Source organism: Amycolatopsis sp. Hca4 (assembly GCF_013364075.1).
Classification (GTDB): domain Bacteria; phylum Actinomycetota; class Actinomycetes; order Mycobacteriales; family Pseudonocardiaceae; genus Amycolatopsis.
In genome coordinates this window covers 9,004,746-9,028,842 of sequence record NZ_CP054925.1, presented here as the reverse complement: position 1 = coordinate 9,028,842, position 24,097 = coordinate 9,004,746, and the positions used below count along the sequence as shown (strand labels likewise).

Genomic DNA, 24,097 nt, shown 5'->3' with positions numbered 1-24,097 from the left:
GTGACACTGAGGTCATGAACACCCTGCCTTGCGGCCATCCGGGCCGCATCGGCACCCTGCGCATCTGTTTGCATCTGGCTGTCGAAGAACCTCCCTCGTCCACCCGCCACCTCACCGGCGTGGGCACGCACTACGACCTCGTCTGCGCCGAGTGCACGCCGGCCGCGCTGGTCGAGGTCTGCGAAGCCTGCGCCGATCGGGCCGACCAGAAGAGCTTCCCCTCGGGCTGGCACGGCGAGCCCGAAATCCTGGTGCGGGACCGGAAACTCGGCGGCGCCTGGTCCACCCGCCCCTGCCCGGTGCGCCCGCTGAACGACGGCTGCCTGGCACCCGTGCCCGGCCACTGGCTCGCCCTGACCGCAGAGGGCTTGATGCGGATCACCGACGACGACCAATGGCTCGTCGGCCCGGTCGAACTGCCCGAAGAGAACCCCGTGGACATCCGTGACATCCCCGACCGCCCGCGCCGCGGCCTGCACACCTCGCGCGACGGGCGGTTTACCGCGGTCGTCTCCGACTACGGCCAGTTCGCCACCGTCGTCGACCTCGACGAGTGGGCCACCGTGCTCGACCTCGACCGGGACTGGAACGACAACGAATTCACCCGGTTCCCGCTGGCCTTCCTCGGTGAAGGCGAGACGGCGAAGGTCGTCGCGGGCACGGACTGGAACCGCCTCGACGTGTTCGCGCTGCCCAGCGGAGAGCTGCTGACCGACCGGGAAACCGCGGCACCGCAGAAGGGGGAGCCCGAACCCGAGCACTACCTCGACTACTTCCAGGGCGCGCTGCACCCGAGCCCGACCGAGCGATGGCTGGTCACCGACGGCTGGGTCTGGCACCCCATCGGTGCGCCGGAGGCCGTCGACCTCGTCGCGTGGCTGGGCGGCGACCGGCACGCGGCCGAGCACGGGCGAAGCCTCACGCTCGGCCGAGAGCACGTTTGGGACCAGCCGATCGCCTGGGTGGACGACCACACCGTCGCGATCCAGAAGATGGGCATCGCCGACGACCGGATGCTCGACGGCGTCGAGCTCTACGACGCCGGGACCGGGCGCCGCACCGGGATGTTCGCTGGGCCCGCCGGGCGCATGTGGGGCCACGGCGGCCTCCTGTACGTGGCTGCCGAAGCCGGGCTGGAGGTCTGGGACCCGGCCGAAGGCGCCCGAATCGGGTTCCTCGAAGGCTTCACCCCCACCGCCCACCGCGACGGCACCTTCGCCGAACTCCGTAACGATCAGCTCCGCACCTGGACCGCCGACTCGGGGACACCGGCAGCATGACCACCGAAGACCTCGGCAGCACCTGGTCCTCCCGCGCCTGCCCCGTCCGTCCCCTCAACGACGGCTGCCTGGCTCCCATGCCCGGCCACTGGCTCGCCCTCACCGAGGAAGGCTTCGTCCGCATCACCGACGACGACCAATGGCTCGTCGGCCCGGTCGAACTGCCCGAAGAAACCTACGAAGACATCCGCGACATCCCCGACCGCCCGCGCCGCGGCCTGCACACCTCGCGCGACGGGCGGTTCGCCGCGGTCGTCTCCGACTACGGCCAGTTCGCCACCGTCGTCGACCTCGACGAGTGGGTCACCGTGCTCGACCTCGACCGGGACTGGAACGACAACGAACTCACCCGCTACCCGCTGGCCTTCCTCGGCGAGGGCGAGACAGCGAAGGTCGTCGCAGCCACCGACTGGAACCGCCTCGATGTGTTCGACCTGCCCGGCCGCGAGCTGCTGACCGACCGGGAAATCCCGTTCCCGGAGCGCGGGCAGCCGTATCCCGAGCACTACCTCGGCTACTTCCTCGGCGCACTCCACCCGAGCCCGTCCGAGCGCCTGCTCGTCACCGACGGCTGGGTCTGGCACCCCGTCGGCATCCCCCTGGCCATCGACCTCGCCGCCTGGCTGGGCGGCGACCGGTACGCGGCCGAACACCCACGCCACCTCGCCGACCGCGACGACACCTGGGACACCCCGATCGCCTGGGTGGACGAGAACACCGTCGCCCTGCAGGACGCCAACGGCGTCGAGCTCTGGGACGCCGGGACCGGGCGCCGCACCGGGATGTTCACCGGGCCCGCCGGGCGCATGTGGGGCCACGGCGGCCTCCTGTACGTGGCCGCCGAAGCCGGGCTGGAGGTCTGGGACCCGGCCGAAGGCTCCCGGATCGGAGTCCTCGAAGGCTTCACCCCCACCGCCCACCGCGACGGCACCTTCGCCGAACTCCGTAACGATCAGCTGAGAACTTGGACAACTGCGCGGTAACAAGCCTCACCCCTGGGCACTTCGCCGCCGATCCACCTGAGTGAACCCTCGGAGGCGGCCATGACCACGGCGACCAGATCCCCGCAGAACACCCTCGTCCACTCGTACCTGTTCCTCCGGCGCGCCATCGGCCTCATCGGCCTCGCGCTGCCGTTCGTGCTCATCCTCGGCAAGCAGCTCGTCCAGGGCGGCGACCTCCTCGGCTCGCTGAGCAGCTACTACTACACCGACCTGCGGGACGTCCTGGTCGGCGCGATGTGCGCGGTCGGCGTGTTCCTGCTCGCCTACTACGGCCACGACTACATCGACAACATCGTCAGCACCGTCGCCGGGCTGGGGGCGATCGGGCTCGCACTGTTCCCGACCACCCCCGACCGCGACGTCACGGCGTGGGACCGGACGGCCGGCGTCCTGCACCTCGCCTTCGCGGCCGTGTTCTTCCTGTCCCTCGCGTACTTCTGCCTCCGCCTCTTCCCGCACGACGGCGAACAGCCCGAGGAGTTCGGCGCCCTCTACCGGGTCTGCGGCGGCGTGATCCTCGTCTGCCTGGTGCTCATCGCCGGGGCCAAGTACCTCGGGCTCACCCCGGACCTGCACCCGGCGCTGTGGCTGGAGGCCGTCGCCGTGGAGGCGTTCGGCGTCGCCTGGGCCGTCAAAGGCGGGACGCTGAAGCCCAAGAGTGTGCCGTAGCCCACTCGACCGGGCCACACCACTGGTTACCGGTGGGTAACAAGGGCTATCGTGCGGCTAACAACGTCTACTTCATGGAGCATTCGTGGCCGCACCAGCAACGCCGCTCGCGCCGACCGCGCGGGGCGTGCGCACCGTCGCCTTCGTCGAGGGGGTCCGCACCCCCTTCGGCAAGGCCGGCGACAAGGGCATGTACGCCGGGACCCGGGCCGACGACCTGGTCGTCAACGCCATCCGCGAGCTGCTGCGGCGGCACCCCGAGCTGCCGCCCGAGCGCGTCGACGAGGTGGCCATCGCCGCCACCACCCAGATCGGCGACCAGGGCCTGACCATCGGCCGGACCGCCGCGCTGCTGGCCGGGCTGCCGAAGTCGGTGCCCGGCTTCGCCATCGACCGCATGTGCGCCGGCGCGATGACGGCCGTCACCACCGCCGCGTCCGGCATCGGCTTCGGCGCCTACGACATCGCCATCGCCGGCGGTGTCGAGCACATGGGCCGCCACCCGATGGGCGAGGGCGTCGACCCGAACCCGCGGATCATCGCCGACAAGCTCGTCGACCCGACGGCGCTCGTCATGGGCCAGACCGCCGAGAACCTGCACGACCGCTTCCCGGCGATCACCAAGCAGCGCACCGACGCCTACGCGGCGCGCAGCCAGGAGCGCTACGCCGAAGCCGTCAAGACCGGCAAGATCGGCCCCGAACTCGTGCCCGTCGCCACCCGGTCGGCCGAGCTCGGCTGGGGCCTGGCCACCGAGGACGAGCCGCCGCGGCCGGGCACCACCGTCGAGCAGCTGGCGAACCTCAAGACGCCGTTCCGCCCGCACGGCCGGATCACCGCGGGCAACGCGGCCGGCCTGAACGACGGCGCCACCGCGTCGATCCTCGCCGACGAGGAAACCGCCCGCGAGCTGGGCCTGCCGGTCGCGATGCGGCTGGTCGGCTACTCCTTCGCCGGCGTCGAGCCGGAGGTCATGGGCATCGGCCCGGTGCCGGCCACCGAGAAGCTGTTCAAGCGCACCGGCCTGACCATCGACGACATCGGCCTGTTCGAGATCAACGAAGCCTTCGCCGTGCAGGTGCTGGCCTTCCTCGACCACTTCGGCATCGACGACGAGGACCCGCGCGTCAACCAGTGGGGCGGCGCCATCGCGTGCGGTCACCCGCTGGCTTCGTCCGGCGTCCGGCTCATGACGCAGCTGGCCCGCCAGTTCGCCGAGCGGCCCGACGTGCGCTACGGCATGACCACGATGTGCATCGGCATCGGCATGGGCGGCACCGTGATCTGGGAGAACCCGGCGTTCGAGGGGGCGAAGTAATGACGTTCACCGCTGAAGAGGCGAAGGCCGCGTTCCCGGACGAGGTCGTCACCCACGCGAAGACCCGCCTGATCAAGGTGCCCGGCCTGACCAAGCAGGTCGCGCTGATCACCCTCGACAACGGCCACGACCACACCCGGCCGAACACCTTCGGCCCGCAGGGCCTGGTGTCGCTGAACGCCGCGCTGGACGAGGCCTTCGCCGCCGAGCCGGCCGCGATCGCCGTCACCGGCAAGCCGTTCATCTTCGCCGTCGGCGCCGACCTCTCCGGCGTCGAGCAGGTCAGCGACCCGAAGCTGGCGCGCGAGATCGCCCAGACCGGGCACGACGTGTTCCGCCGCCTCACCGAGTCGAAGATCCCGACGTTCGGCTTCGTCAACGGCGCGGTCATGGGCGGCGGCCTGGAGCTGGCGCTGTCCTGCCACTACCGGACGCTGTCGGAGAACACCGCCGCCATCGCCTTCCCCGAGGTCTTCCTCGGCCTGTTCCCGGGCTGGGGCGGCACGCAGCTGCTGCCGAACCTGATCGGCGCGGACGCGGCCGTGACGGTGATCATCGAAAACGCCTTGGCGCAGAACAAGATGCTCAACGTCAAGCAGGCGGCCGAGCTCGGCATCGTCGACGCGGTCTTCGGCTCGGCCGACTACCTCGAGCAGTCGCTGCTCTGGCTGGCCAAGGTGGTCAACGGCGAGATCACCCCGGCCCGCCGCGAGATCGACCGCGGTTCGGCGTGGGACGCGGCGATCGCCCGCGCGAAGTCCATTGTGGACGGCCGCACGCACGGCGCCTCGCCGGGCGCCACCAAGGCCGTCGAGCTCCTCGAGCTCGCGAAGGAAAACGATCTCGACCGCGGCTACGCGGCCGAGACCGACGGCCTCGCCGAGCTGCTCATGTCCGACGTCCTGCGCGCCGGGCTGTACTCGTTCAACCTGGTCAACAAGCGCGCCAAGCGCCCGGCGGGCGCGCCGGACAAGTCGCTGGCCCGCAAGGTGAACAAGGTCGGCATCGTCGGCGCCGGCCTGATGGCCAGCCAGCTCGCGCTGCTGTTCGTCCGCCGCCTCAAGGTGCCGGTCGTGCTGACCGACGTCGACCAGGAGCGCGTCGACAAGGGCGTCGGGTACGTCCACGCCGAAATCGACAAGCTGCTGGGCAAGAAGCGCGTCTCCCCGGACGGCGCGAACCGGCTCAAGGCGCTGGTCACCGGCTCGCTCGACAAGGCCGCGTTCGCCGACGCCGACTTCGTCATCGAAGCCGTCTTCGAGGAACTGGGCGTCAAGCAGCAGGTGTTCGCCGAGCTGGAGCAGCACGTCAAGCCCGAGGCGATCCTGGCGACGAACACCTCGTCGCTGTCGATCACCGCGATGGCGTCGAAGCTGCAGCACCCCGAGCGCGTGGTCGGCTTCCACTTCTTCAACCCGGTGGCCGTGCTGCCGCTGCTGGAGATCGTCCGCGGCGAGAAGACCGACGACGCCGCCCTGGCGACGGCGTTCTCGGTCGGCAAGCAGCTGAAGAAGTCCAGCGTGCTGGTGAAGGACGCGTCGGCGTTCGTCGTCAACCGGCTGCTGCTGCGCTTCCTCGGCGAGGTGCTGGTCACCGTCGACGAGGGCACGCCGTTCGACGTCGCCGACAAGGCCTTGGAGCCACTGGGCCTGCCGATGACGCCGCTGACGCTGATGCAGCTCGTCGGCCCGGCCATCGCGCTGCACGTCGGCGAGACGCTGCACGAGTCCTTCCCGGACCGGTTCACCGTGTCCGAGAACCTCGCGAAGTTCGTCAAGGCGGGCAAGAAGGGCGTCTGGATCTGGGACGCGCAGGGCAACCAGTCGGCCGACCCCGAGGTCGTCGAGCTCTGGACGCAGGGCGACCGGCCGTCCACTTCGGAGCAGGTGCGCGAGCGCGCGCTGGCCGCGATCGCCGAGGAGATCCGGATCATGCTCGACGAGGGCGTGGTCGCCGAGGCGCAGGACATCGACCTGTGCCTGATCCTGGGCGCGGGCTGGCCGTTCTGGAACGGCGGCATCACGCCGTACCTGGACCGCTCCGGCGTGTCCGAGCGGGTCAACGGCAAGCCGTTCCTCGCCCCGGGCGTGGCCTCGGTCCCGACGCGCTAGTACTCGCCCTCACGAGGGCACTTCGGCGGCGGCGCAGTGAGTTTCAGCTGCGCCGCCGTCGCGTCGGAGTCGATCACCGTCACCCGCTCGGCGGTCCGGTAGCGGGCGTGCAGCTCCTGCGCCCACGCCTTCAGGTCGGTACCCGGGACGGCGAGCAGGGACACCGACGGCGGGTCGACGAACACCCGCCGGGCCTTCGGCTCGGCTCGGATCGCCGTCTCGGCCGACCGCATCCCGGCGTCGGACTCGAAGACCACGACGACCGCCGCGCACAACGTGTGCCCGGCCAGCGGCGCCGGGTTCGTGTCCACCGGCAGGTCCGGTGGCCGGACGAGCGCGGCGATGAAGAACGCGAGCCCGGCGCCCGCGGCCAGTGCCAGCGCGATCACCGGCGGCACCACCCGGGTCAGGCGTTTCTCCTCCACACCGAAGATCACAGCACACGTCGGCCGCCGGACACCGCCCGTTCACTCAGGCGGCTTAGCGTCCCCCGCCGTGACCACCGATCGACGCCGGTTCCTCAAGGGCGCCGGCCTCGCGGCCGCCGCCGCGAGCGTGCCCCTCCCGGCTCCCGCCGACCTCGACCCGGGCCGCGTGTGCGGCCGCTACCAGTGGCTGGTGGGCGACCACCACACGCACAGCCAGTACTCCTACGACGCGATGTACCGGATCGACGACATCGCGCGCGGCGGGCGGGCGCACGGCGCGGACTGGATCGTCTTCACCGACCACGGCCACGCCGAGCACGAGAAGGTGTCGGTCGAGCCGACCGAGGCCGACTTCCTCGCCGCCCGCCGGCAGTACCCCGATCTGCTGTTGTGGCACGGCATGGAGTGGAACGTCCCGGGTGCCGAGCACGCGACGGTGTTCTTCCAGGCCGGTTCGGAGCAGGCGGCGAAGCTGCGCGAGTTCGAGCGGACCTTCGACTGGCGGCTGACGAACTCCGAGGCGTCGAGCCCGGCGAACGAGGCCCTCGCGCTGCGGGCCCTGCGCTGGCTGGCTGCCGAGGAACGGGCGAAGCGCATCCACGCGCCCGTGGTGCTGATCAACCACCCGCTGCGCAACGGCCGCGTCGCCCCGCACGAGCTGCGGGCCTACCGCGACGCCGCGCCGGGCATCGTCATCGGCATGGAGGGCGCGCCCGGCGCCCAGGCCGACGGCTTCCCCCAGCCGCTCGGCAACGGCGGCGCGCGCGGTGGCTACGCCAACAACCCCGGCCCGAACTCGTGGCCGGGCTACCCGGCCGAGGCCTACCGGACGCACGGCGGCTGGGACTGGGCGACGGCGAAGGTCGGCGGGCTGTGGGATTCGCTGCTCGCCGAGGGCAAGCCGTGGTGGATCACCACGAACTCCGACTCGCACTACAACCGGGGCGACACGCTGGTCCGCCCGGACGTGCCGGGCGACTGGTACGACACGCACGGCAGGTTCCCCGACCCGGTCGACTCGGGACGGCCGCAGCTGTCCGCGCCGTACGCCGACTTCTACCCCGGCGAGTTCAGCCGGACGTACGTCGGCGTCACGCGGCGCAGCCTCGAAGGCGTGCTGGAGGGCCTGCGGGCCGGGCGGATCTGGCTGGCGCACGGCGGTCTCGTCCAGGGCCTCGAGGTCGAGGCGCACGGCGGTGGTTCCGCTACGACGCTCGGCGGGCGCCTGCGGGTGCGGCGGGGCTCCGACGTCACGGTCGTCGTGCGCGCGCGGCTGGCGGACCGGCCGAACGGCGGCGGCTCGGTGCCGCGGCTGGCGCGCCTGGACGTCGTTTCGGGCCCGGTGACCGGCCCGGTCGCCGACCGCGACACGATGACCGCGCCGGGTACGCGGGTCGTGGAGTCGTTCGAGCCGCGGTGGGCCCCGGGACGGCAGGTCACCTTCCGGCACACGTTCCGGAACGTGCGTGACCCGTTCTACCTGCGTGTCCGGGGTTCGAACGGCGATGCCGAGCCCACGCCGGACGTCGTCGGGCAGGCGGACCCGTTCGAGGACTTGTGGTTGTACGGGAATCCGATATTTGTGGACCTGTGCTGAATGGACTGTCCCGGCGGCTGCTCGTGCGGTCGATCATGGCCGGACTGCGCTTCCTGCTCCGGCTGCCCGCACCGGTGCTGCGGGTGATCGCCGGGCGCCCGGTCGTCGTCGACGGCCGTCAGCCGGTCCTCACCGCCCAGGTGCTCATGCGGGTGTCGCGCCTCGCGCCGTTCGACGCCCCGCACCGGAACGGCAGCCTGGTGCGGGCGCGGGCCGAGCTGAACCTGGCCGGGGCGCTGGCCGGCGCCGGCGTCTGCCCCGGCGTCCGGACCCGCGACCGGTCGTGGCCCGGGCCGGGCGGGCCGCTGCCGCTGCGGCTGTACGAGCCGGCCGGCGTCCCGGCGCCCGCGCCGGCGATCGTGTACTTCCACGGCGGCGGGTTCGTGCTCGGCAGCATCGACACGCACGAAGGCGCGTGCCGGCTGCTGGCCGAGGAGGCCGGGGTGCGGGTGGTGTCGATCGGCTACCGGCTCGCCCCGGAACACCCGTTCCCGGCGGCGGCTTCGGACGCGGTGGCGGCGTTCGCCTTCGTCGTTTCCCACGCGGAGGATTTCGGCATCGACCCGGCCCGGCTGGCGGTGGGCGGCGACAGCAGCGGCGGCAACCTGGCGGCGGTGGTGGCCCACGCGGCCGCCCGCGGCGAGCTGCCCCGGCCGGCGTTCAGCCTCCTGCTGACCCCGGCGACGGACGCGCTCGGCTCGACGCCGTCACACCGGCAGTTCGGCTCGGGCTTCCGCCTCGACCACGACGAGTGGGCCTGGTACCGCGCGCAGTACCTCCGCGACCCGGAGTCCTATCAGGACCCCCGCGCGTCGGTCCTCTACGACGAAACCCTCGAAGGCTTGCCCCCGACGTACGTGGCCACCTGCGGCTTCGACCTCCTCCGCGACGAAGGCGAGGCCTACGCTCACCGCCTCGCTTCGGCGGGGGTTCCGCTGGTCCACCGACGTCACGAAGGCCAGCTCCACGGCTTCGCCAACCGAGTAGGCGTGGACCCGGACGCCCGCGCAGCCATGCTCCACGCCGCCGGAGTCCTCCGCGCCGCCCTCGCCCTGGCCCGCCCCCGTGATTGAGCACCGAACCCGCGTGATTGGGGACGGATCTCGCGTGATCGAGCACGGATCTCGTGAGTTCCGTCCCTGATCACGCGAGTTCCGCCTCAGATCACGCGAGATCCGCTCCCGATCACGGGGTCAGTGGGGCGGGAGGTGGACTGTGACGGCGAGGCCGCCGCCGACGATGGGCTCGGCCGTCACCGTTCCGCCGTGGGCGGACACCGCGGCCCGGACGATCGAAAGGCCCAGGCCCGCGCCGTGGCGGGCGGTGCGGGCCACGCCGGCGCGGCGGAACGGCTCGAACAGCTCCGGCACCGCCGCCGGGTCGAGCAGACCGCCCGACGAGCGGACCCGCAGCATCGACCACCGCGGCCCCGGCTGCGTCACGACCTCCAGCCAGCCGCCTTCGACGTTGTGGCGGACCGCGTTCTCCAGCAGGTTGCCCGCGATCCGCTCCAGCAGCGCCGGGTCGCCGAACGCCGACGCCGGCGGTGTCGTGAACGTCGCCCGGATGCCGCGTTGCGCGGCTTCCCGCTGCACCGCGCGCCACGCCCGGTCGACGACGACCGCGAGATCGACCGGCTCGCGCACGCCGAGCCCGGCGCCGTCGGTGCGGGCCAGCAGCAGCAGGGAATTGACCAGCTGCCCGGCGCGCTCGGTCGCGTCGCGGACCACGCCGGCCATCCGCCGCAGCTCGGCTTCGTCGGCTTCGTCGTCGGCGAGGGTGACGTCGAGTTCCGTGCGGATCACCGACAACGGCGTCCGCAGCTCGTGGCTCGCGTTGGCGACGAAGTGCCGTTGCGCGTCGAAGGCCGCCTGGAGCCGGTCGAGCATGTCGTCGAACGTGCTCGCCAGCTCGGCCAGCTCGTCGCGGGAGCGGAGCTCGCCGATCCGCTCCCCCAGCGACTCGACCGACAGCCGCCGCGCGGTGCCGGTGATCTCGCGCAGCGGCAGCAGCACGCGCGAGGTGAACGTCCAGGCGAGGATGGCCGCGGCCGCGACCACCAGCAGGAACGCGATCGAGCCGAACAGCAGCATCCGGTCGCGGGCGTGCACGCGCAGGTGCTCGGCGAGCGTCGAGGCGTCGACCGTGACGCCGTCGACGACCACCACGCTGCCCGGCGGCATCTGCGGGACGGTGTCGAGCGAGTCCCGCACCAGCGTCCAGGCCAGCCAGAGCAGCAGCAGGCTGACGGCGGCGACCAGCACGGTCGCCAGCAGCGTGATCCGGGCGCGGAGGGTGCGGGTGCCCGGCAGGTTCACGCGCGGGAAGCGCCGGGCTCCGGCACCCGGTACCCGGAACCGACGACGGTCTCGATGATCCCCGGCTCGCCGAGCTTCTTCCGCAGCGTCATCACGGTGACCCGGACGGTCGTGGTGAACGGGTCGGCGTTCTCGTCCCAGACGCGTTCCAGCAGTTCCTCGCTGCTGACCACGGATCCGGCGGCCTGCAGCAGCACCTCGAGGACGCCGAACTCCTTGCGCGTCAGCTCGACCGGCCCGCTCGCGCGGCGGACCGTGCGCTTGGCCGGGTCCAGTTCGACGTCGCCGGCGGTCAGCAGCGGCGGCGCGGCCGGCGTGGCGCGACGGCCCAGCGCCCGCACCCGCGCGACGAGCTCGGGGAAGGCGAACGGCTTGGCGAGGTAGTCGTCGGCACCCAGCGACAGCCCGTCCACGCGGTCGGACACCGAACTGCTCGCGGTGAGCATCAGCACCCGGGTCAGCTCCCCGGACGCGACGATCTCCCGGCACAGCTCGTCACCGGACATCCCGGGGAGGTCCCGGTCCAGCAGCACGACGTCGTACCGGGTGACGGCGGCCTTCTCGTGCCCGTCGTCGCCGGTGAGCGCGACGTCCACGGCCATCCCCTCACGGCGCAGCCCGCGGGCGATCGCGTCGGCCAGGGGTTCTTCGTCCTCGACTACCAAAACTCGCACGAGCCCACAATCCCATATTTTCCTGAGAGTGCCCTTTAAGGATGCAGGGCCACCCACCGGAGGGCGAACCACAGTCGCATCCGGACCTCCGGGTCGCCCAGATCCACCCCCAGTGCCTTCTCCACCTGCGCGATCCGGTGCCGGACGCTGTTGCGGTGCACGCCCAGCTCCGTCGCCGTCGGTTCCCACCCGCCGTGGTGGGCCAGCCACGTCCGCAGGGTCAGCACGAGCGACCGGTCGCCGGCCTCGTCGAGGGCCACCAGCGGCTCCAGCGCCCTGGCCGCGAACTCCCGGGAGGCGCCCGGGTCCACCCACGCGTCGAGGTCCAGCGGCGAGTCCCCGGCGACCACCGGGCGGCCCAGCGCCCGCGCCCGTGCGAGCAGCAGGTCGACCTCGCCGTCCGACGGCTGCCCGGCCGGGGCCGGCGAGCCCACGGCCGCCAGCCACCCGTGCCCGCGCAGGTCCTCCAGCACCGCGAGCGGCGGCGCGGACCCCGCGATGGCCACGAACCGCCCGGGTGACACCGAAACCAGCGGCGTGTCCAGCCGCGCCCGCAGCCAGTCCGGGCGCTGGGCCACCTCGTCCGGGCCCCGCCGGTACGCCGCCCCGGCGACCAGCCGGACCACCTCCGACCCCAGCAGCGACCGGGCCACTTCCGCCGAAGACGCGCTCCCGAGCAGCAGGCCGGTGGTGGCCGCGCCCAGCTCGGCCGCGTCCGAGCCCGCGCGGCCGACCAGGCCGAGCAGGGCCGCGCCGACGGCGAGGATCGCCCGGTCGGCCCCCGCCAGCCGCCGGGACCGGCCGACGACCACCAGGTGCGACGCGGTGGCCTGCGGGTACACCGGCTGGACGACGACGAACCCACCGCCGGTCTCGGTCGTCGCGCTCCGGATTCCGCTGCCCGCCCGCACGGTCGCCATCAGTTCCCGCACCTCCGGCGGCAGCGGCGCCGGCGCGTCGTGCGCCGCGGCCAGCACGTCCCCGGCGCCGACCAGCGCGACCCAGGACCGCAGCACCGCCGCCAGCGCCGACGTCAGCTCGCCGAGCCCGCCACCCGCCGCCCGCGTCAGCGTCTCGCGGGCCGCGGTGATCCGGCGCTGGTCGCGCTGCCCGGCCTCGGTCAACGCGACCGACACCGCGCGGTTGATGGCCAGGAACGGCGTCCGCGGCGGCACGACCACCAGCGGCAACCCGCGGCGCGCGCAGGCCCGGCGCAGGGACTCCGGCAGCGTTTCGTGCACGTTCGGGGTGAGCCCGAAGCCCAGCGCCGTCACGCCGGCGTCCCGCAGCCCGCGCACGTACCGGTCGATCCGCTCGGGCAGGTTGACGCCCGCGGTGAGGATCAGCTCGCCGCCGACCAGGTAGGGCGCGGGGTCCTGCAGCTCGCTGACGTGGGCCCAGCGGACCGGCAGGTCCAGCGCGCCCGGCCGCAGTGTCTCGCCGACGACCTCGAGCGCGAGCTCCCGGTTGCCGACCACGTCCCGTAACGGGACATTCACCTCGGCGTGCGCTGCATCCGGGCTATGGGTCATTCCATCCCTCACGATGTCGACAAGGGGATGAATCATCCCATGCCGAGGGGGTGGCGGGCGAACTTACGGTGACCCGAAACCGACGTGAGGAGGACACCGTGACCGGCGACTACGCAGTGATCGCGCTGTACATCGCGGGCATGCTCGGGGTCGGCTGGTACGGCCTCAAGCTCGCCAAGACGAAGTCCGACTACCTGGTCGCCGGGCGGCGGCTGGGCTGGTTCATGTACTCCGGCACGATGTCGGCCGTCGTCCTCGGCGGCGCGTCCACCGTCGGCGGCGTGAAGCTCGGCTACAAGTTCGGCATCTCCGGCATGTGGCTGGTGGTCAGCATCGGCGTCGGCATCCTGGTGCTGCACGCGCTGTTCGCGCGGCGGCTGGTGCGGCTGAAGGTCTACACCGTCGGCGAGATGCTCGACCTGCGCTACGGCGGCCGCACCAGCGCGGTGTCCGGCGTCGTGATGTGGGGCTACACGCTGATGCTCACGGTGACCTCGACGCTGGCCTTCGCGACCATCTTCAAGGTGCTGTTCGACCTGCCGAACTGGGCCGGGATCGCGATCGGCGGCTCGATCGTGGTGCTCTACTCGGTGCTCGGCGGCATGTGGTCGATCACGCTGACCGACATCGCCCAGTTCGTCATCAAGACCATCGGCATCCTGGCCATCCTGCTGCCGGTCGCGATCAGCTCGGCCGGCGGCTTCAGCGGGATGAGCGAAAAGCTGGACGCGAGCTTCTTCAGCTTCACCTCGATCGGCACCGACACGATCATCACCTACTTCGTCATCTACACCTTCGGCCTGCTCATCGGCCAGGACATCTGGCAGCGCGTGTTCACCGCCCGCACCCCGGCGATCGCGACGTCCGGCGGCATCACCTCCGGCGTCTACTGCCTGGTCTACGGCCTGGCCGGCGCCCTGATCGGCACCGCCGCGCACGCGCTCTACCCGGACATCGCCAGCGCGCAGGACGCGTTCGCGACGATCGTCGAGCGCCTCCTGCCGACCGGTGTCCGCGGCCTGGTCCTGGCCGCCGCGCTCTCGGCGATGATGTCGACGGCCAGCGGCGCGCTGATCGCCTGCTCCACCACCACGACCTCGGACCTGCTCACCAAGCTGGGCCTGAAGAAGGGCGGCGAGGTCAGCCGCAACCGGCTCGCCACGCTGCTGCTCGGCCTGCTGGCCATCGGCATCGCGATGGTGGTCGACGACGTCGTCAACGCGCTCACCATCGCCTACGACATCCTGGTCGGCGGCCTGCTGGTGGCGATCGTCGGCGCGCTGTTCTGGAAGCGCGGCACCCGGCAGGGCGCGTACGCGTCGATGGTGGCCGGCACGCTCTCGGTGATCGCGTTCATGATCATCGACGGCGTGGACGCCAACACCCCGATCTACTGGGGCCTCGGCGCGAGCCTGGTCGTCTACCTCGCCGTCAGCCTGGCCACGCCCCGCACCTCCGAGACCATCCTTTCCGTCTGGACCGACCGCCTGAGCGGCCGGGAAGCACCCATCGAAACCCGGGAACAGGAGCCCACCAGTGCCTAACATCGGACCCCTCGACTCGTCGCGCGTCCCCCGGTTCGCCGGGTTCGCGACCTTCGCGCGGCTGCCGCGGATCGACCAGGTCGAGCGCGCCGACGTCGCCGTCGTCGGGGTGCCCTTCGACTCCGGCGTGTCCTACCGGCCCGGCGCGCGGTTCGGCCCGGCCGCGGTGCGCGAGGCGAGCCGGCTGCTGCGGCCGTACCACCCGGAGCTGGACGTCTCGCCGTTCGAGGAGAAGCAGGTCGTCGACGCCGGGGACATCGCGGTCAACCCGTTCAACATCGGCGAGGCGATCGAGACGCTGCAGCAGGAAGCCGAAGCGCTGCAGGCGGACGGGACGCGGCTGGTCACCGTCGGCGGCGACCACACCATTGCGCTGCCGCTGCTGCGCGCGGCGGCGAAGAAGCACGGACCCGTTGCCCTGCTGCACTTCGACGCGCACCTCGACACCTGGGACACCTACTTCGGCGAGCCGTACACCCACGGCACCCCGTTCCGGCGGGCGTCGGAGGAAGGGATCCTCGACACGAGCGCGCTGTCGCACGTCGGCACGCGCGGGCCGCTGTACGGCAAGCGCGACCTCGAAGAAGACCGGCGGCTCGGGTTCGGCATCGTCACCTCCGGCGACGTCATGCGCCGCGGGGTCGCCGAGACCGTCGACGCACTGCGGCAGCGCATCGGCGATCGCCCGCTGTACGTCTCGGTCGACATCGACGTGCTCGACCCGGCCCACGCGCCCGGCACCGGCACCCCCGAAGCGGGCGGGATGACCAGCCGCGAGCTGCTGGAGATCCTGCGCGGGCTGCGCGACCTCAACCTGGTCGGCGCGGACGTCGTCGAGCTGGCCCCGGCCTACGACCACGCGGAGATCACCGCCATCGCGGCCTCCCACGTCGCCTACGACCTGGTGAGCCTGCTGGCACTGGGGAAGGGCGAATGACCCGCATCGGCGGTGACGTCGTCGTCGAGACCCTGCGGGCACTGGGCGCCGACACGGTGTTCGGGCTGCCGGGCCAGCACGCGCTGGGCCTGTTCGAGGCGCTGCGGCGCGCGGGCGACCTGCGCGTGGTCAGCGGGCGCGTCGAGAACAACCTCGCCTTCGCCGCCGACGGGCACGCCCGCGCCCGGCTCGCGGCGGCCCCGGACGGCCCGGTGCCGGTGACGCCGCTGATCGTCTCGACCGGGCCGGGCGCGTTGCTGACGCTGGCTTCGCTGCAGGAGTCCCGGGCGGCTTCGGTGCCGGTGCTGGGCATCTCCAGCCAGGTCCCGGTCGCCGGCCTCGGCGGCGGGCGGCACGGCTACCTGCACGAGCTGCCCGACCAGCAGGCGAGCTTCCGGGACGTGGTGAAGTCGGTGCACGTGGTGCGGCGGGCGAGCCAGCTCCCGTCGGCGCTGCGCGAGGCGTGGACGTCGGCGGCGACCGCGCCCTACGGCCCGGTGTGGGTCGAGATCCCCCAGGACGTGCTGCTCGGGCCGGCCGGGATCCCGCCGATCACGTCGGTGTCGGCCACTGCTCCGCCGCTGGAACCCCTTCCGGAGCTGGTCACCGAGGCCGCCCGGCTGCTCGAGGCGGCGGCGAACCCGGTGATCCTGGCCGGCGGCGGGGCCTTGCGGTCGGGCGCGCAGGCCGAGCTGCTGGCCTTGGCCGAGGCCCTGCGCGCGCCGGTGATCTCCACCTTCGGCGGCAAGGGCGTGTTCCCCTGGGCGCACGAGCTGTCCGGGCGGTCGTGGCTGGAGGACTGGCACACCACGGAGTTCCTCGCGGCCGCCGACGTGCTGCTGGTGCTCGGCTCTGGTCTCGGCGAGCTGTCCAGCAACTACCGCGAGTTCGCCCCGCGCGGCCGGGTGGTCCAGGTCGAGGCCGACCTCGGGAAGCTGGAGTCGAACTACCCGGGCCTCGGCATCCACGCCGACGTGCGGCTCACCCTGCAGGCGCTGCTGGAGTGGGTGCCGATGCGCGCGTCCGACGGCCGGGCCGAGGCCGCGGTCTCGGAGCTGCTGTCGCGGGTCGAGTCCCGATTGGACGGTCAGGACCTCGCCGTCGAGCGGAAGCTCGTGGACGACATCCGGGCGGCCCTGCCCGAGGGCACGCAGACGTTCTGGGACATGACGATCGCGGCGTACTGGGCCTGGTCGGCGTGGAACCCCGAGGGCGCGCCGATCCACACCGCGCAGGGCGCGGGCGGCCTGGGTTACGGGCTGCCGGCCGCGCTCGGCGGTGCCGCCGCCGGCGGCCCGGCACTGGCGGTGTCCGGCGACGGCGGCGCGATGTACGGCGTCGCCGAGCTGGCGACCGCGGTCCAGCACGGCCTCGACGTCACGTGGCTGATCGTCGACGACGGCGGCTACGGCGTCCTGCGCGAGTACCTGACCGACGCGTTCGGCCGGACGACGGCCACCGAGCTGACCCGGCCGGACTTCGTGGCGCTGGCGTCCTCCTTCGGCGTACCCGCCCACCTGTCTTCCCTCGACTCCGTGGGCGCGGACCTGGCCGCGGCGCTGCGCACGCCCGGGCCGTCGGTCGTCGTCCTGCCCGCCCTGCTCAAGCTGTTCGCGCCGACCCACCTGGAGAAGGCATGACCCGCACGCTCGACCTGACCGACCCGGCCACCGGCGAGGTGTTCGGCACCAGCCCCGTCGCCGGCCAGTCCGAAGTGGACGCGGCGCTGGAAGCGGCCGCGCAAGCGTTTGCGACCTGGCGGCGCAGCACCCCGGCGCAGCGGCAGCTGGCCCTGCTGAAGATCGCCGACGCGCTCGAAGCCCGGGCGGCCGAGTTCGCCGACCTCGAGGTGCGCGAGACGGGCAAGATCCGGTCGGTGGTGCTCGAGGAGGAGATCCCGGAGTGCGTGAGCGCCCTGCGGTTCTTCGCGGGGGCGGCACGGCACCTGGAGGGCACCGCGGCCGGCGAGTACACGCCCGGGCACACGTCGGTGATCCGCCGCGAGCCGGTCGGCGTCTGCGCGCAGATCGCGCCCTGGAACTACCCGCTGATGATGGCGGTCTGGAAGATCGCCCCGGCGCTGGCGGCGGGCAACACGGTGGTGCTGAAGCCGGCCGAGACGACCCCGTCGACGGCGCTGCTGCTGGCCTCGGTGGCCGCGGAGCACCTGCCGCCGGGGGCGTTCACGGTGCTGACCGGCGACCGCGACACCGGCCGGGCCCTGGTCAAGCACCCCATCACGGCCCTGGTCTCGATCACCGGGTCGACGCGCGCGGGCATCGACGTGGCGACGGTGGCGGCCGCCGACCTCAAGCGAACCCACCTGGAACTGGGCGGCAACGCACCCCTGCTGGTCTTCCCGGACGTCGACATCGCGGCGGCGGCGGAGGGCATCGTGGGCGCGGCGTTCTACAACGCCGGCCAGGACTGCACGGCGGGCAGCAGGGTGCTCGTCCACGACTCGATCCACGACGACTTCCTGGCGGAGCTGGCGAAGACGGCCGCGGCGCAGACACCGGGCGTCGACTACGGACCGCTCAACAGCGCGGCCCAGTTCGCCCGCGTCGAAGGCCTGATCGCCGGGCTGCCGTCCCACGCCCGGATCGAAACCGGCGGCACCCGCTTCGGTTCCCGGGGCTTCCACTACGCCCCCACGGTGATCTCGGGCGTGCGCCAGGACGACGAGATCGTCCAGGAGGAGATCTTCGGCCCGGTCATCACCGTCCAGTCCTTTCCGGACGAAGCGGCGGGCGTGGCGCTGGCCAACGGCGTCCCGTACGGACTGGCGTCGTCGGTCTGGACGCGCGACCTGGCCGTGGCCGCCCGCGTGTCGGCGGACCTGGACTTCGGCTGCGTGTGGGTGAACACACACGGGCCACTGGTGGCGGAGATGCCCCACGGCGGCTTCGGCCACTCCGGCCACGGCAAGGACCTCTCGGCGTACGCGTTCGCCGAGTACACCCGCGTCAAGCACGTGATGACGAGGTTCGCATGAGCGAGAAGATCACCAAGGTCGAGCAGCACGGCATCGCCCCGATCCCGCCGGAGGACCAGACGTCCCGCCCCCGCGACCTGTTCCGCATGGCGTTCGGCGGCGCGAACACGTTCGCGACGATCATCCTGGGCACCCTCCCGATCGCGTACGGCTTGAGCTTCCGCGACGCGGTACTGGCAACGGCCCTCGGAGTGGTGGTGGGCGGCCTGGTCCTGGCCCCGATGGCGTTGTTCGGCCCGAGAACCCGCACGAACAACGCGGTGTCATCGGGTGCGCACTTCGGCGTGGTCGGCAGGTGCGTCGGCTCGTTCCTGTCCCTGCTGACGGCCATAACGTTCTTCGCGATCTCGGTGTGGGTGAGCGGCGACGCGGTGGCGGGGGCAGCCCAGCGCCTGTTCGGTTTCGACGGAGGAGCGCTCCTGCGCGGCATCGCCTACGGCGTGATCGCGATCGCCACGCTGGTGGTGTGCATCTACGGCTACCGGTTCATGCTGCTGGTCAACCGCATCGCGGTGGTCCTGGGCACGGCGATCATGCTCCTGGGCATCGTGGCCTACGGCGGAACGTTCGACCCGGGCTACCCGGGAACGGGAGCGTACGCACTGGGAACGTTCTGGCCGACGTTCACGTTGGCGGCCTTGACGGCCCTGGCGAACCCGATCTCGTTCGGAGCCTTCCTCGGCGACTGGGCCCGCTACATCCCGGCGTCGTTCAGCAAACGCTCGTTGCTGACGGCGCCGTTCCTGGCCCAGGTGGCCACGCTGCTCCCGTTCGGTTTCGGCATCGCCACGGCAACCCTGGTGGCAAACCCGGCCGACTACATCACGGGCCTGACGGCGATTTCCCCGTTGTGGTACGCGATCCCCCTGATCGTGGTGGCCTTGATCGGCGGCCTGTCGACCGGAACGACATCGCTGTACGGAACGGGCTTGGACTTCAGCTCGATCTTCCCGAAGCTCTCCCGCGTCCAGGCAACGCTGCTGATCGGGACGTTGAGCGTGGCCTTCATCTTCGTGGGCAATTTCGTACTGGACATGGTGTCGAGCATCAACGCGTTCGCAACGTTGATCGTCCTGTGCACCAGCCCCTGGATGGTGATCATGATGATCGGCTTCGTGCAGAGAAGAGGCTGGTACGACGTAGCGGACCTGCAGGTGTTCAACGAGGGCCGCAAGGGCGGCCGCTATTGGTTCGCAAAGGGGGTGAACTGGCGAGCAACGGCAGCATGGCTCCCGGCAACAACACTGGGCCTGTTGTGCGCAAACACACCGATGATCACCGGCCCCCTGAAAGACATCGCAGGAGGCGTGGACATCAGCCTCTTGGCAACCTTGCTGACGGCCGCAATCACCTACCCCCTCCTGGTGAAGCTGTTCCCAGAGCCCCCACAGGTATTCCCCCCAACGAGGAACCCACAAACCGAGCTGGTTGGTCATCCCGTCGCCTGAGGCCGCAAAAATCACTTTGAGCCAGGCCCGCAACCCAAAGCGCAAGGCGAGAAGACTACGCAAGCTTGCGGGCCTGGCTCAAAGTGATAGGCCTCAATCAGGCGACGGGATGACCAACCAGCGGAGGGTCATCCCAGAGCCTGCCCGTCCGGCGAGGACAATCTTTGAAGCCACGGCAGAAACCCGACGCAAGCTACCGATCAGCGTTCTTCGCGGCAGGCTCCTCAGCAGTACCCAACCGCCCAGAGGCCCACTCGGTAACCCGCCGAGCAACATCCTGAGCAGTCAACCCGATCCGCCCCAGAACCTCATCCCGGCTCCCATGATCATGGAAAGCCTGAGGAACAGCCAGATCCCGCAACGGAACATCACACTCGGCATCCCGGAACAGGCCGGCCAAGGCAGACCCGAACCCACCGTGACGACCGCTATCCTCGACAGTGACCACCAACTTGTGCTGAGAGGCCAGCGCAACAAGCTCGGCAGGAACCGGAAGAACCCACCGCGGATCCACCACGGTAACCCCGATCCCCTGATCGGCAAGCCGATCAGCGGCGGCAAGCCCCAGCGTCGCGAAAGCACCGACGGTCACCAGCAGAACATCGGCCCCCTCGGCCGGCCGCCGGAGCACATCAACGGTCCCGACCCGCTCGACGGCGGCAACATCGGTCCCGACCTTCCCCTTGGAGAACCGCAGAGCAGTAGGCCCATCGGAAACGGCCACAGCCTCACGAAGCTCTTCACGCAGAGTCGCCGGATCCCGAGGAGCAGCCACCCGCATCCCGGGAACCATCCCGAGCAGGGACAGGTCCCACATACCGTGGTGAGAAGGCCCATCAGGCCCGGTGATCCCGGCCCGGTCGAGCACCAGCGTCACCGGCAGCCGGTGCAGGGCCACATCCATCAGGACCTGGTCGAACGCCCGGTTGAGGAACGTCGAGTAGATCGCCACGACCGGGTGCAACCCGCCCATGGCCAGCCCGGCCGCCGAAGTGACCGCGTGCTGCTCGGCGATCCCGACGTCGTACCACCGGTCCGGGAACGCCTCGGCGAACTTGTCCAGCCCGGTCGACCGCAGCATCGCCGCGGTGATCGCGACGACGTCCTCGCGCTCGACGCCGATGGCCGCCAGCTCGGAGCCGAACACGCCCGTCCAGCTCGGCCCCTTGACCGGCGGCAGCCCGGTCTCCGGGTCGATCGGATCGGTCTGGTGCATCTGGTCGTGCTGGTTGTTCACCGCGGGCGCGTAGCCGTGCCCCTTCTCGGTGACCACGTGCACGATGACGGCACCGCCGAAGGCCTTCGCGCTGTGCAGCGCCTTCTCCAGGGCCACCTGGTCGTGGCCGTCGACCGGACCGAGGTACTTCAGGCCCAGGTCGGAGAACATCGCCTGCGGGCTGAGCGCGTCCTTCAGCCCGGCCTTCGCCGCGTGCAGGGCGGCGTAGATCGGCTTGCCTACGACCGGGGTGTGCTTGAGGATCTCGCGGCCGCCGTCGAGGAGCCGCTCGTAGCCGGGCTGCAGGCGCAGCGCCGCGAGGTGGTCGGCCAGGCCGCCGATGGTCGGCGAGTACGAGCGGCCGTTGTCGTTGATCACGATGACGACCGGGCGCTCGCGGTGGGCGGCGATGTTGTTGAGCGCCTCCCAGCACATGCCGCCGGTGAGCGCGCCGTCGCCGACGACCGCGATCGCGTGCCGCCCGCCGCCGGCCAGCTCGAACGCCTTCGCCAGGCCGTCCACATAGGACAGACCGGAGGACGCGTGGCTGCTCTCCACCCAGTCGTGCTCACTCTCCGCGCGCGAGGGGTAACCGGTGACCCCGCCGGTCTGGCGGAGCAGGTCGAACCCGGCCGCGCGGCCGGTGACGAGCTTGTGCACGTACGCCTGGTGACCGACGTCCCACACGATCGCGTCGCGCGGCGAGTCGAACACGCGGTGCAGCGCCAGGGTCAGCTCGACGACGCCGAGGTTCGGCCCCAGGTGGCCACCCGCCCGGCGCACCTTGTCGACGAGGAAGTCCCGGATCTCCGCGGCCAGTTCGCCGAGGTCCTCGACACTCATGCGCTTCAGGTCCGCCGGTCCGCCAACGGACTCCAGCATCGTCACTCGTCTCCACCTCACTCGCTCGGTTCCGGCCAGTCTACGGAGACCTGCTAGAGCATCACCGCAGGCCGCGTCCGGCGTCACAACCGGAGCGCGACCGCAGGTCAGCAGCCGGGGTGAACCGGGGCCCGCCGCGGCGCTGTGGCGGTCACGCGGCGTGGCCACGAGAATGGGCCGCATGGCGGACTTCCTCATCGGTGGTGACTGGGTGGACGCGGTGGACGGCGGCCGGCGGGAGATCCGCTGCCCGGCCGACGGCTCCCTGGTCGCGACGGTCGCCGAGGGCACGGCCAAGGACACCGAGGCGGCCATCGCGGCGGCGCGCCGGGCGTTCGACACCGGCCCGTGGCCCGGCACCCCCGCCCACCTGCGCGGTGACCTGCTGCTGCGCGCCGCGGACCTGCTGGACCGCGACGCGGAGGCGTTCGCCCGCGCCGAGTCGCTCGACACCGGCAAGCGCCTGGTGGAGAGCCGGTACGACATGGCCGACATCGCGGCCTGCCTGCGCTACTTCGGCAAGCTGGCGGCGCAGGACGCCGGGCGCGTGGTCGACACCGGCAACCCGGACGCGATCAGCCGGATCGTGCACGAGCCGGTCGGCGTCTGCGGGCTGATCACGCCGTGGAACTACCCGCTGCTGCAGACGGTGTGGAAGATCGCGCCGGCGCTGGCCGCGGGCAACACGTTCGTGCTCAAGCCCAGCGAGCTGACCCCGCACACGGCGATCCGGTTCCTGCAGCTGCTCACCGAGGCCGGGCTGCCGCCGGGCGTGGCCAACCTGGTGCTCGGCGCGGGCGCCGAGGTGGGTGCGCCGCTGGCGTCGCACCCGGACGTCGACCTGGTGTCGTTCACCGGCGGCCTGGCGACCGGCAGGGTGATCGCCGCGGCGGCCGCGGGCACGGTCAAGAAGGTGGCGCTGGAGCTCGGCGGAAAGAACCCGAACGTGGTATTCGCCGACGCCGACTTCGAGACGGCGGTCGACTACGCGCTGACGGCGGTGTTCCTGCACTCCGGCCAGGTGTGCTCGGCGGGTGCGCGGCTGATCGTGCAGCGGGAGTGGCACGAGGAGTTCGTGGCCGAGCTGGTGCGCCGGGCGGAGCGGATCCGCCTGGGCGGCCCGTTCGACCCGCGGGCGGAGACGGGCCCGCTGATCTCGGAGGCCCACCGGGCGAAGGTGGAGGCGTACGTGGCGGCCGCGCTGGCCGAGGGAGCGGTGCTCCGCACGGGCGGCCGCCGCCCGGACGACCCGGCGCTCGCCGACGGCTTCTACTACCTGCCGACCATCCTCGACCAGGTGCGGCAGGGCTCGTCGGCGGTGCGCGAGGAGTCGTTCGGCCCGGTGCTGACCGTGGAAACGTTCACCGACGAGGACGACGCGGTCCGCATCGCCAACGACACCCACTACGGCCTGGCGGGCGCGGTGTTCACCCAGGACGCGGGGCGGGCGCAGCGCGTGGCGGGCCGGCTGCGCCACGGGACGGTGTGGATCAACGACTACCACCCGTACCTGCCCCAGGCCGAGTGGGGCGGCTACAAGCAGTCGGGGTTCGGCCGCGAGCTGGGCCCGACGGGGCTGGCGGAGTACACCGAGGTCAAGCACATCTACCAGAACCTCCGGCCGGCGCCGCAACGCTGGTTCTCGGGCTGAAAGCCGCCTTATGCTGCGTCCACGGGCGAAGCAGGGGAGGCCGGAGTGGACGAACAGCGACCACGGAAGCGGCTCCGCGGCCCGCGGGCCGTACTGGTGGGGGTGGCGGCCCTGGGTGTCCTGGCCGGCCTGACCCTGCGCACGGCGGAGTACCCGGGGGTGCTCCCGCCGGGGACGCCGGACCCGGAGCTGGACCTGGGCTTGCGCCTGGTGTGCGCGGCGGCGGTGCTGATCGCGGTGACGCTGGCGTACCTGACGTTCGCCCGCCACCAGGACGAGCCCCTGGCCATGGCGAGCTTGCCGGGGCTGGTGGTGACGGGGGTGGTGTTGCGGCACCTGGTGGTGACGTTGCCGGGGGTGACCCGCATCCAGCCGGCGGCCCGGGTGGTCCCGGGTTCCGGGGCCTGGGTGCTGCTGGTGTCGGGGGTCGCGATGACGGCAACCGGCCTCGCGGCGGCGTTCGCGGTACGCCGAGCAGGCTGAGCAACGCGGT

At 71.8% G+C, this 24,097-nt stretch carries 19 protein-coding genes; 14 read left to right on the top strand and 5 right to left on the bottom strand.

Annotation, left to right across the window (positions count from 1 at the left end; translation table 11 throughout):
• Positions 1-14: 14 nt before the first annotated feature.
• From HUT10_RS41115 to HUT10_RS41095, 5 genes are all read left to right on the top strand, one after another.
• Complete coding sequence (locus HUT10_RS41115) at positions 15-1,280, top strand: hypothetical protein (protein ID WP_176176127.1); 1,266 nt, start codon at positions 15-17, stop codon at positions 1,278-1,280.
• Positions 1,277-2,263, top strand: a complete 987-nt coding sequence (locus HUT10_RS51440; RefSeq protein WP_254897247.1) for a hypothetical protein — start codon at positions 1,277-1,279, stop codon at positions 2,261-2,263. The genes HUT10_RS41115 and HUT10_RS51440 overlap by 4 nt, the downstream gene beginning before the upstream one ends.
• Before the next feature lie 60 nt (positions 2,264-2,323).
• Positions 2,324-2,953 (top strand): DUF998 domain-containing protein, encoded by a 630-nt coding sequence (locus HUT10_RS41105; protein WP_176176126.1) that lies wholly within the window; start codon positions 2,324-2,326, stop codon positions 2,951-2,953.
• A gap of 127 nt (positions 2,954-3,080) precedes the next feature.
• Positions 3,081-4,271, top strand: a complete 1,191-nt coding sequence (locus HUT10_RS41100; protein ID WP_176178276.1) for a thiolase family protein — start codon at positions 3,081-3,083, stop codon at positions 4,269-4,271.
• On the top strand, positions 4,271-6,382 hold the full coding sequence (locus tag HUT10_RS41095) for a 3-hydroxyacyl-CoA dehydrogenase NAD-binding domain-containing protein (protein ID WP_176176125.1): 2,112 nt from the start codon (positions 4,271-4,273) through the stop codon (positions 6,380-6,382). The genes HUT10_RS41100 and HUT10_RS41095 overlap by 1 nt, the downstream gene beginning before the upstream one ends.
• On the opposite strand, the gene HUT10_RS41090 is transcribed toward HUT10_RS41095, so the two are convergent.
• The gene (locus tag HUT10_RS41090) at positions 6,379-6,807 is read right to left on the bottom strand and encodes a hypothetical protein (RefSeq protein ID WP_254897246.1); all 429 of its coding nucleotides are present in this window, start codon (positions 6,805-6,807) and stop codon (positions 6,379-6,381) included. The genes HUT10_RS41095 and HUT10_RS41090 overlap by 4 nt on opposite strands.
• Before the next feature lie 70 nt (positions 6,808-6,877).
• Between HUT10_RS41090 and HUT10_RS41085 the strand changes: the two genes are divergently transcribed.
• Both HUT10_RS41085 and HUT10_RS41080 read left to right on the top strand, forming a co-directional pair.
• Entirely contained in the window at positions 6,878-8,407 is a 1,530-nt protein-coding gene (locus HUT10_RS41085; RefSeq protein WP_176176123.1) for a PHP domain-containing protein, read from the top strand.
• Positions 8,401-9,480 (top strand): alpha/beta hydrolase, encoded by a 1,080-nt coding sequence (locus HUT10_RS41080; RefSeq protein WP_176176122.1) that lies wholly within the window; start codon positions 8,401-8,403, stop codon positions 9,478-9,480. Before HUT10_RS41085 ends, HUT10_RS41080 begins: the two co-directional genes overlap by 7 nt.
• Positions 9,481-9,600: 120 nt before the next feature.
• Here the strand turns inward: HUT10_RS41080 and HUT10_RS41075 are convergent, their stop codons facing one another.
• The 3 genes from HUT10_RS41075 to HUT10_RS41065 are packed head-to-tail and all read right to left on the bottom strand — an operon-like array spanning position 9,601 to position 12,877.
• On the bottom strand, positions 9,601-10,725 hold the full coding sequence (locus HUT10_RS41075) for a cell wall metabolism sensor histidine kinase WalK (RefSeq protein ID WP_176176121.1): 1,125 nt from the start codon (positions 10,723-10,725) through the stop codon (positions 9,601-9,603).
• Positions 10,722-11,399, bottom strand: a complete 678-nt coding sequence (locus HUT10_RS41070) for a response regulator transcription factor (RefSeq protein ID WP_167441650.1) — start codon at positions 11,397-11,399, stop codon at positions 10,722-10,724. The genes HUT10_RS41075 and HUT10_RS41070 overlap by 4 nt, the downstream gene beginning before the upstream one ends.
• A gap of 35 nt (positions 11,400-11,434) precedes the next feature.
• Positions 11,435-12,877, bottom strand: coding sequence for a PucR family transcriptional regulator (locus HUT10_RS41065; RefSeq protein WP_368660810.1), 1,443 nt, complete (start codon positions 12,875-12,877; stop codon positions 11,435-11,437).
• A 152-nt stretch (positions 12,878-13,029) separates the two neighbouring features.
• Here HUT10_RS41065 and HUT10_RS41060 point away from each other — a divergent pair, with 152 nt between their 5' ends.
• Genes HUT10_RS41060 through HUT10_RS41040 form a run of 5 tightly spaced genes read left to right on the top strand, consistent with a single transcriptional unit; the run spans position 13,030 to position 19,855 of the window.
• Entirely contained in the window at positions 13,030-14,475 is a 1,446-nt protein-coding gene (locus tag HUT10_RS41060; RefSeq protein WP_176176119.1) for a sodium:solute symporter, read from the top strand.
• On the top strand, positions 14,468-15,412 hold the full coding sequence (gene speB / locus HUT10_RS41055; RefSeq protein ID WP_176176118.1) for an agmatinase: 945 nt from the start codon (positions 14,468-14,470) through the stop codon (positions 15,410-15,412). The genes HUT10_RS41060 and speB overlap by 8 nt, the downstream gene beginning before the upstream one ends.
• Positions 15,409-17,052 (top strand): thiamine pyrophosphate-binding protein, encoded by a 1,644-nt coding sequence (locus tag HUT10_RS41050; protein WP_176176117.1) that lies wholly within the window; start codon positions 15,409-15,411, stop codon positions 17,050-17,052. The genes speB and HUT10_RS41050 overlap by 4 nt, the downstream gene beginning before the upstream one ends.
• Positions 17,049-18,407 (top strand): aminobutyraldehyde dehydrogenase, encoded by a 1,359-nt coding sequence (locus HUT10_RS41045; RefSeq protein WP_176176116.1) that lies wholly within the window; start codon positions 17,049-17,051, stop codon positions 18,405-18,407. Before HUT10_RS41050 ends, HUT10_RS41045 begins: the two co-directional genes overlap by 4 nt.
• Complete coding sequence (locus HUT10_RS41040; RefSeq protein WP_176176115.1) at positions 18,404-19,855, top strand: cytosine permease; 1,452 nt, start codon at positions 18,404-18,406, stop codon at positions 19,853-19,855. Before HUT10_RS41045 ends, HUT10_RS41040 begins: the two co-directional genes overlap by 4 nt.
• 193 nt (positions 19,856-20,048) lie before the next feature.
• On the opposite strand, the gene dxs is transcribed toward HUT10_RS41040, so the two are convergent.
• The gene (gene dxs / locus HUT10_RS41035) at positions 20,049-21,959 is read right to left on the bottom strand and encodes a 1-deoxy-D-xylulose-5-phosphate synthase (RefSeq protein ID WP_176176114.1); all 1,911 of its coding nucleotides are present in this window, start codon (positions 21,957-21,959) and stop codon (positions 20,049-20,051) included.
• Between the two features lie 175 nt (positions 21,960-22,134).
• Here dxs and HUT10_RS41030 point away from each other — a divergent pair, with 175 nt between their 5' ends.
• Both HUT10_RS41030 and HUT10_RS41025 read left to right on the top strand, forming a co-directional pair.
• The gene (locus HUT10_RS41030) at positions 22,135-23,604 is read left to right on the top strand and encodes an aldehyde dehydrogenase family protein (protein WP_176176113.1); all 1,470 of its coding nucleotides are present in this window, start codon (positions 22,135-22,137) and stop codon (positions 23,602-23,604) included.
• 45 nt (positions 23,605-23,649) lie between these two features.
• Positions 23,650-24,087 carry a hypothetical protein gene (locus HUT10_RS41025; RefSeq protein ID WP_176176112.1) on the top strand — a complete coding sequence of 146 codons (438 nt, stop codon included), beginning with the start codon at positions 23,650-23,652 and terminating at the stop codon, positions 24,085-24,087.
• The last annotated feature ends 10 nt before the right edge of the window (positions 24,088-24,097 follow it).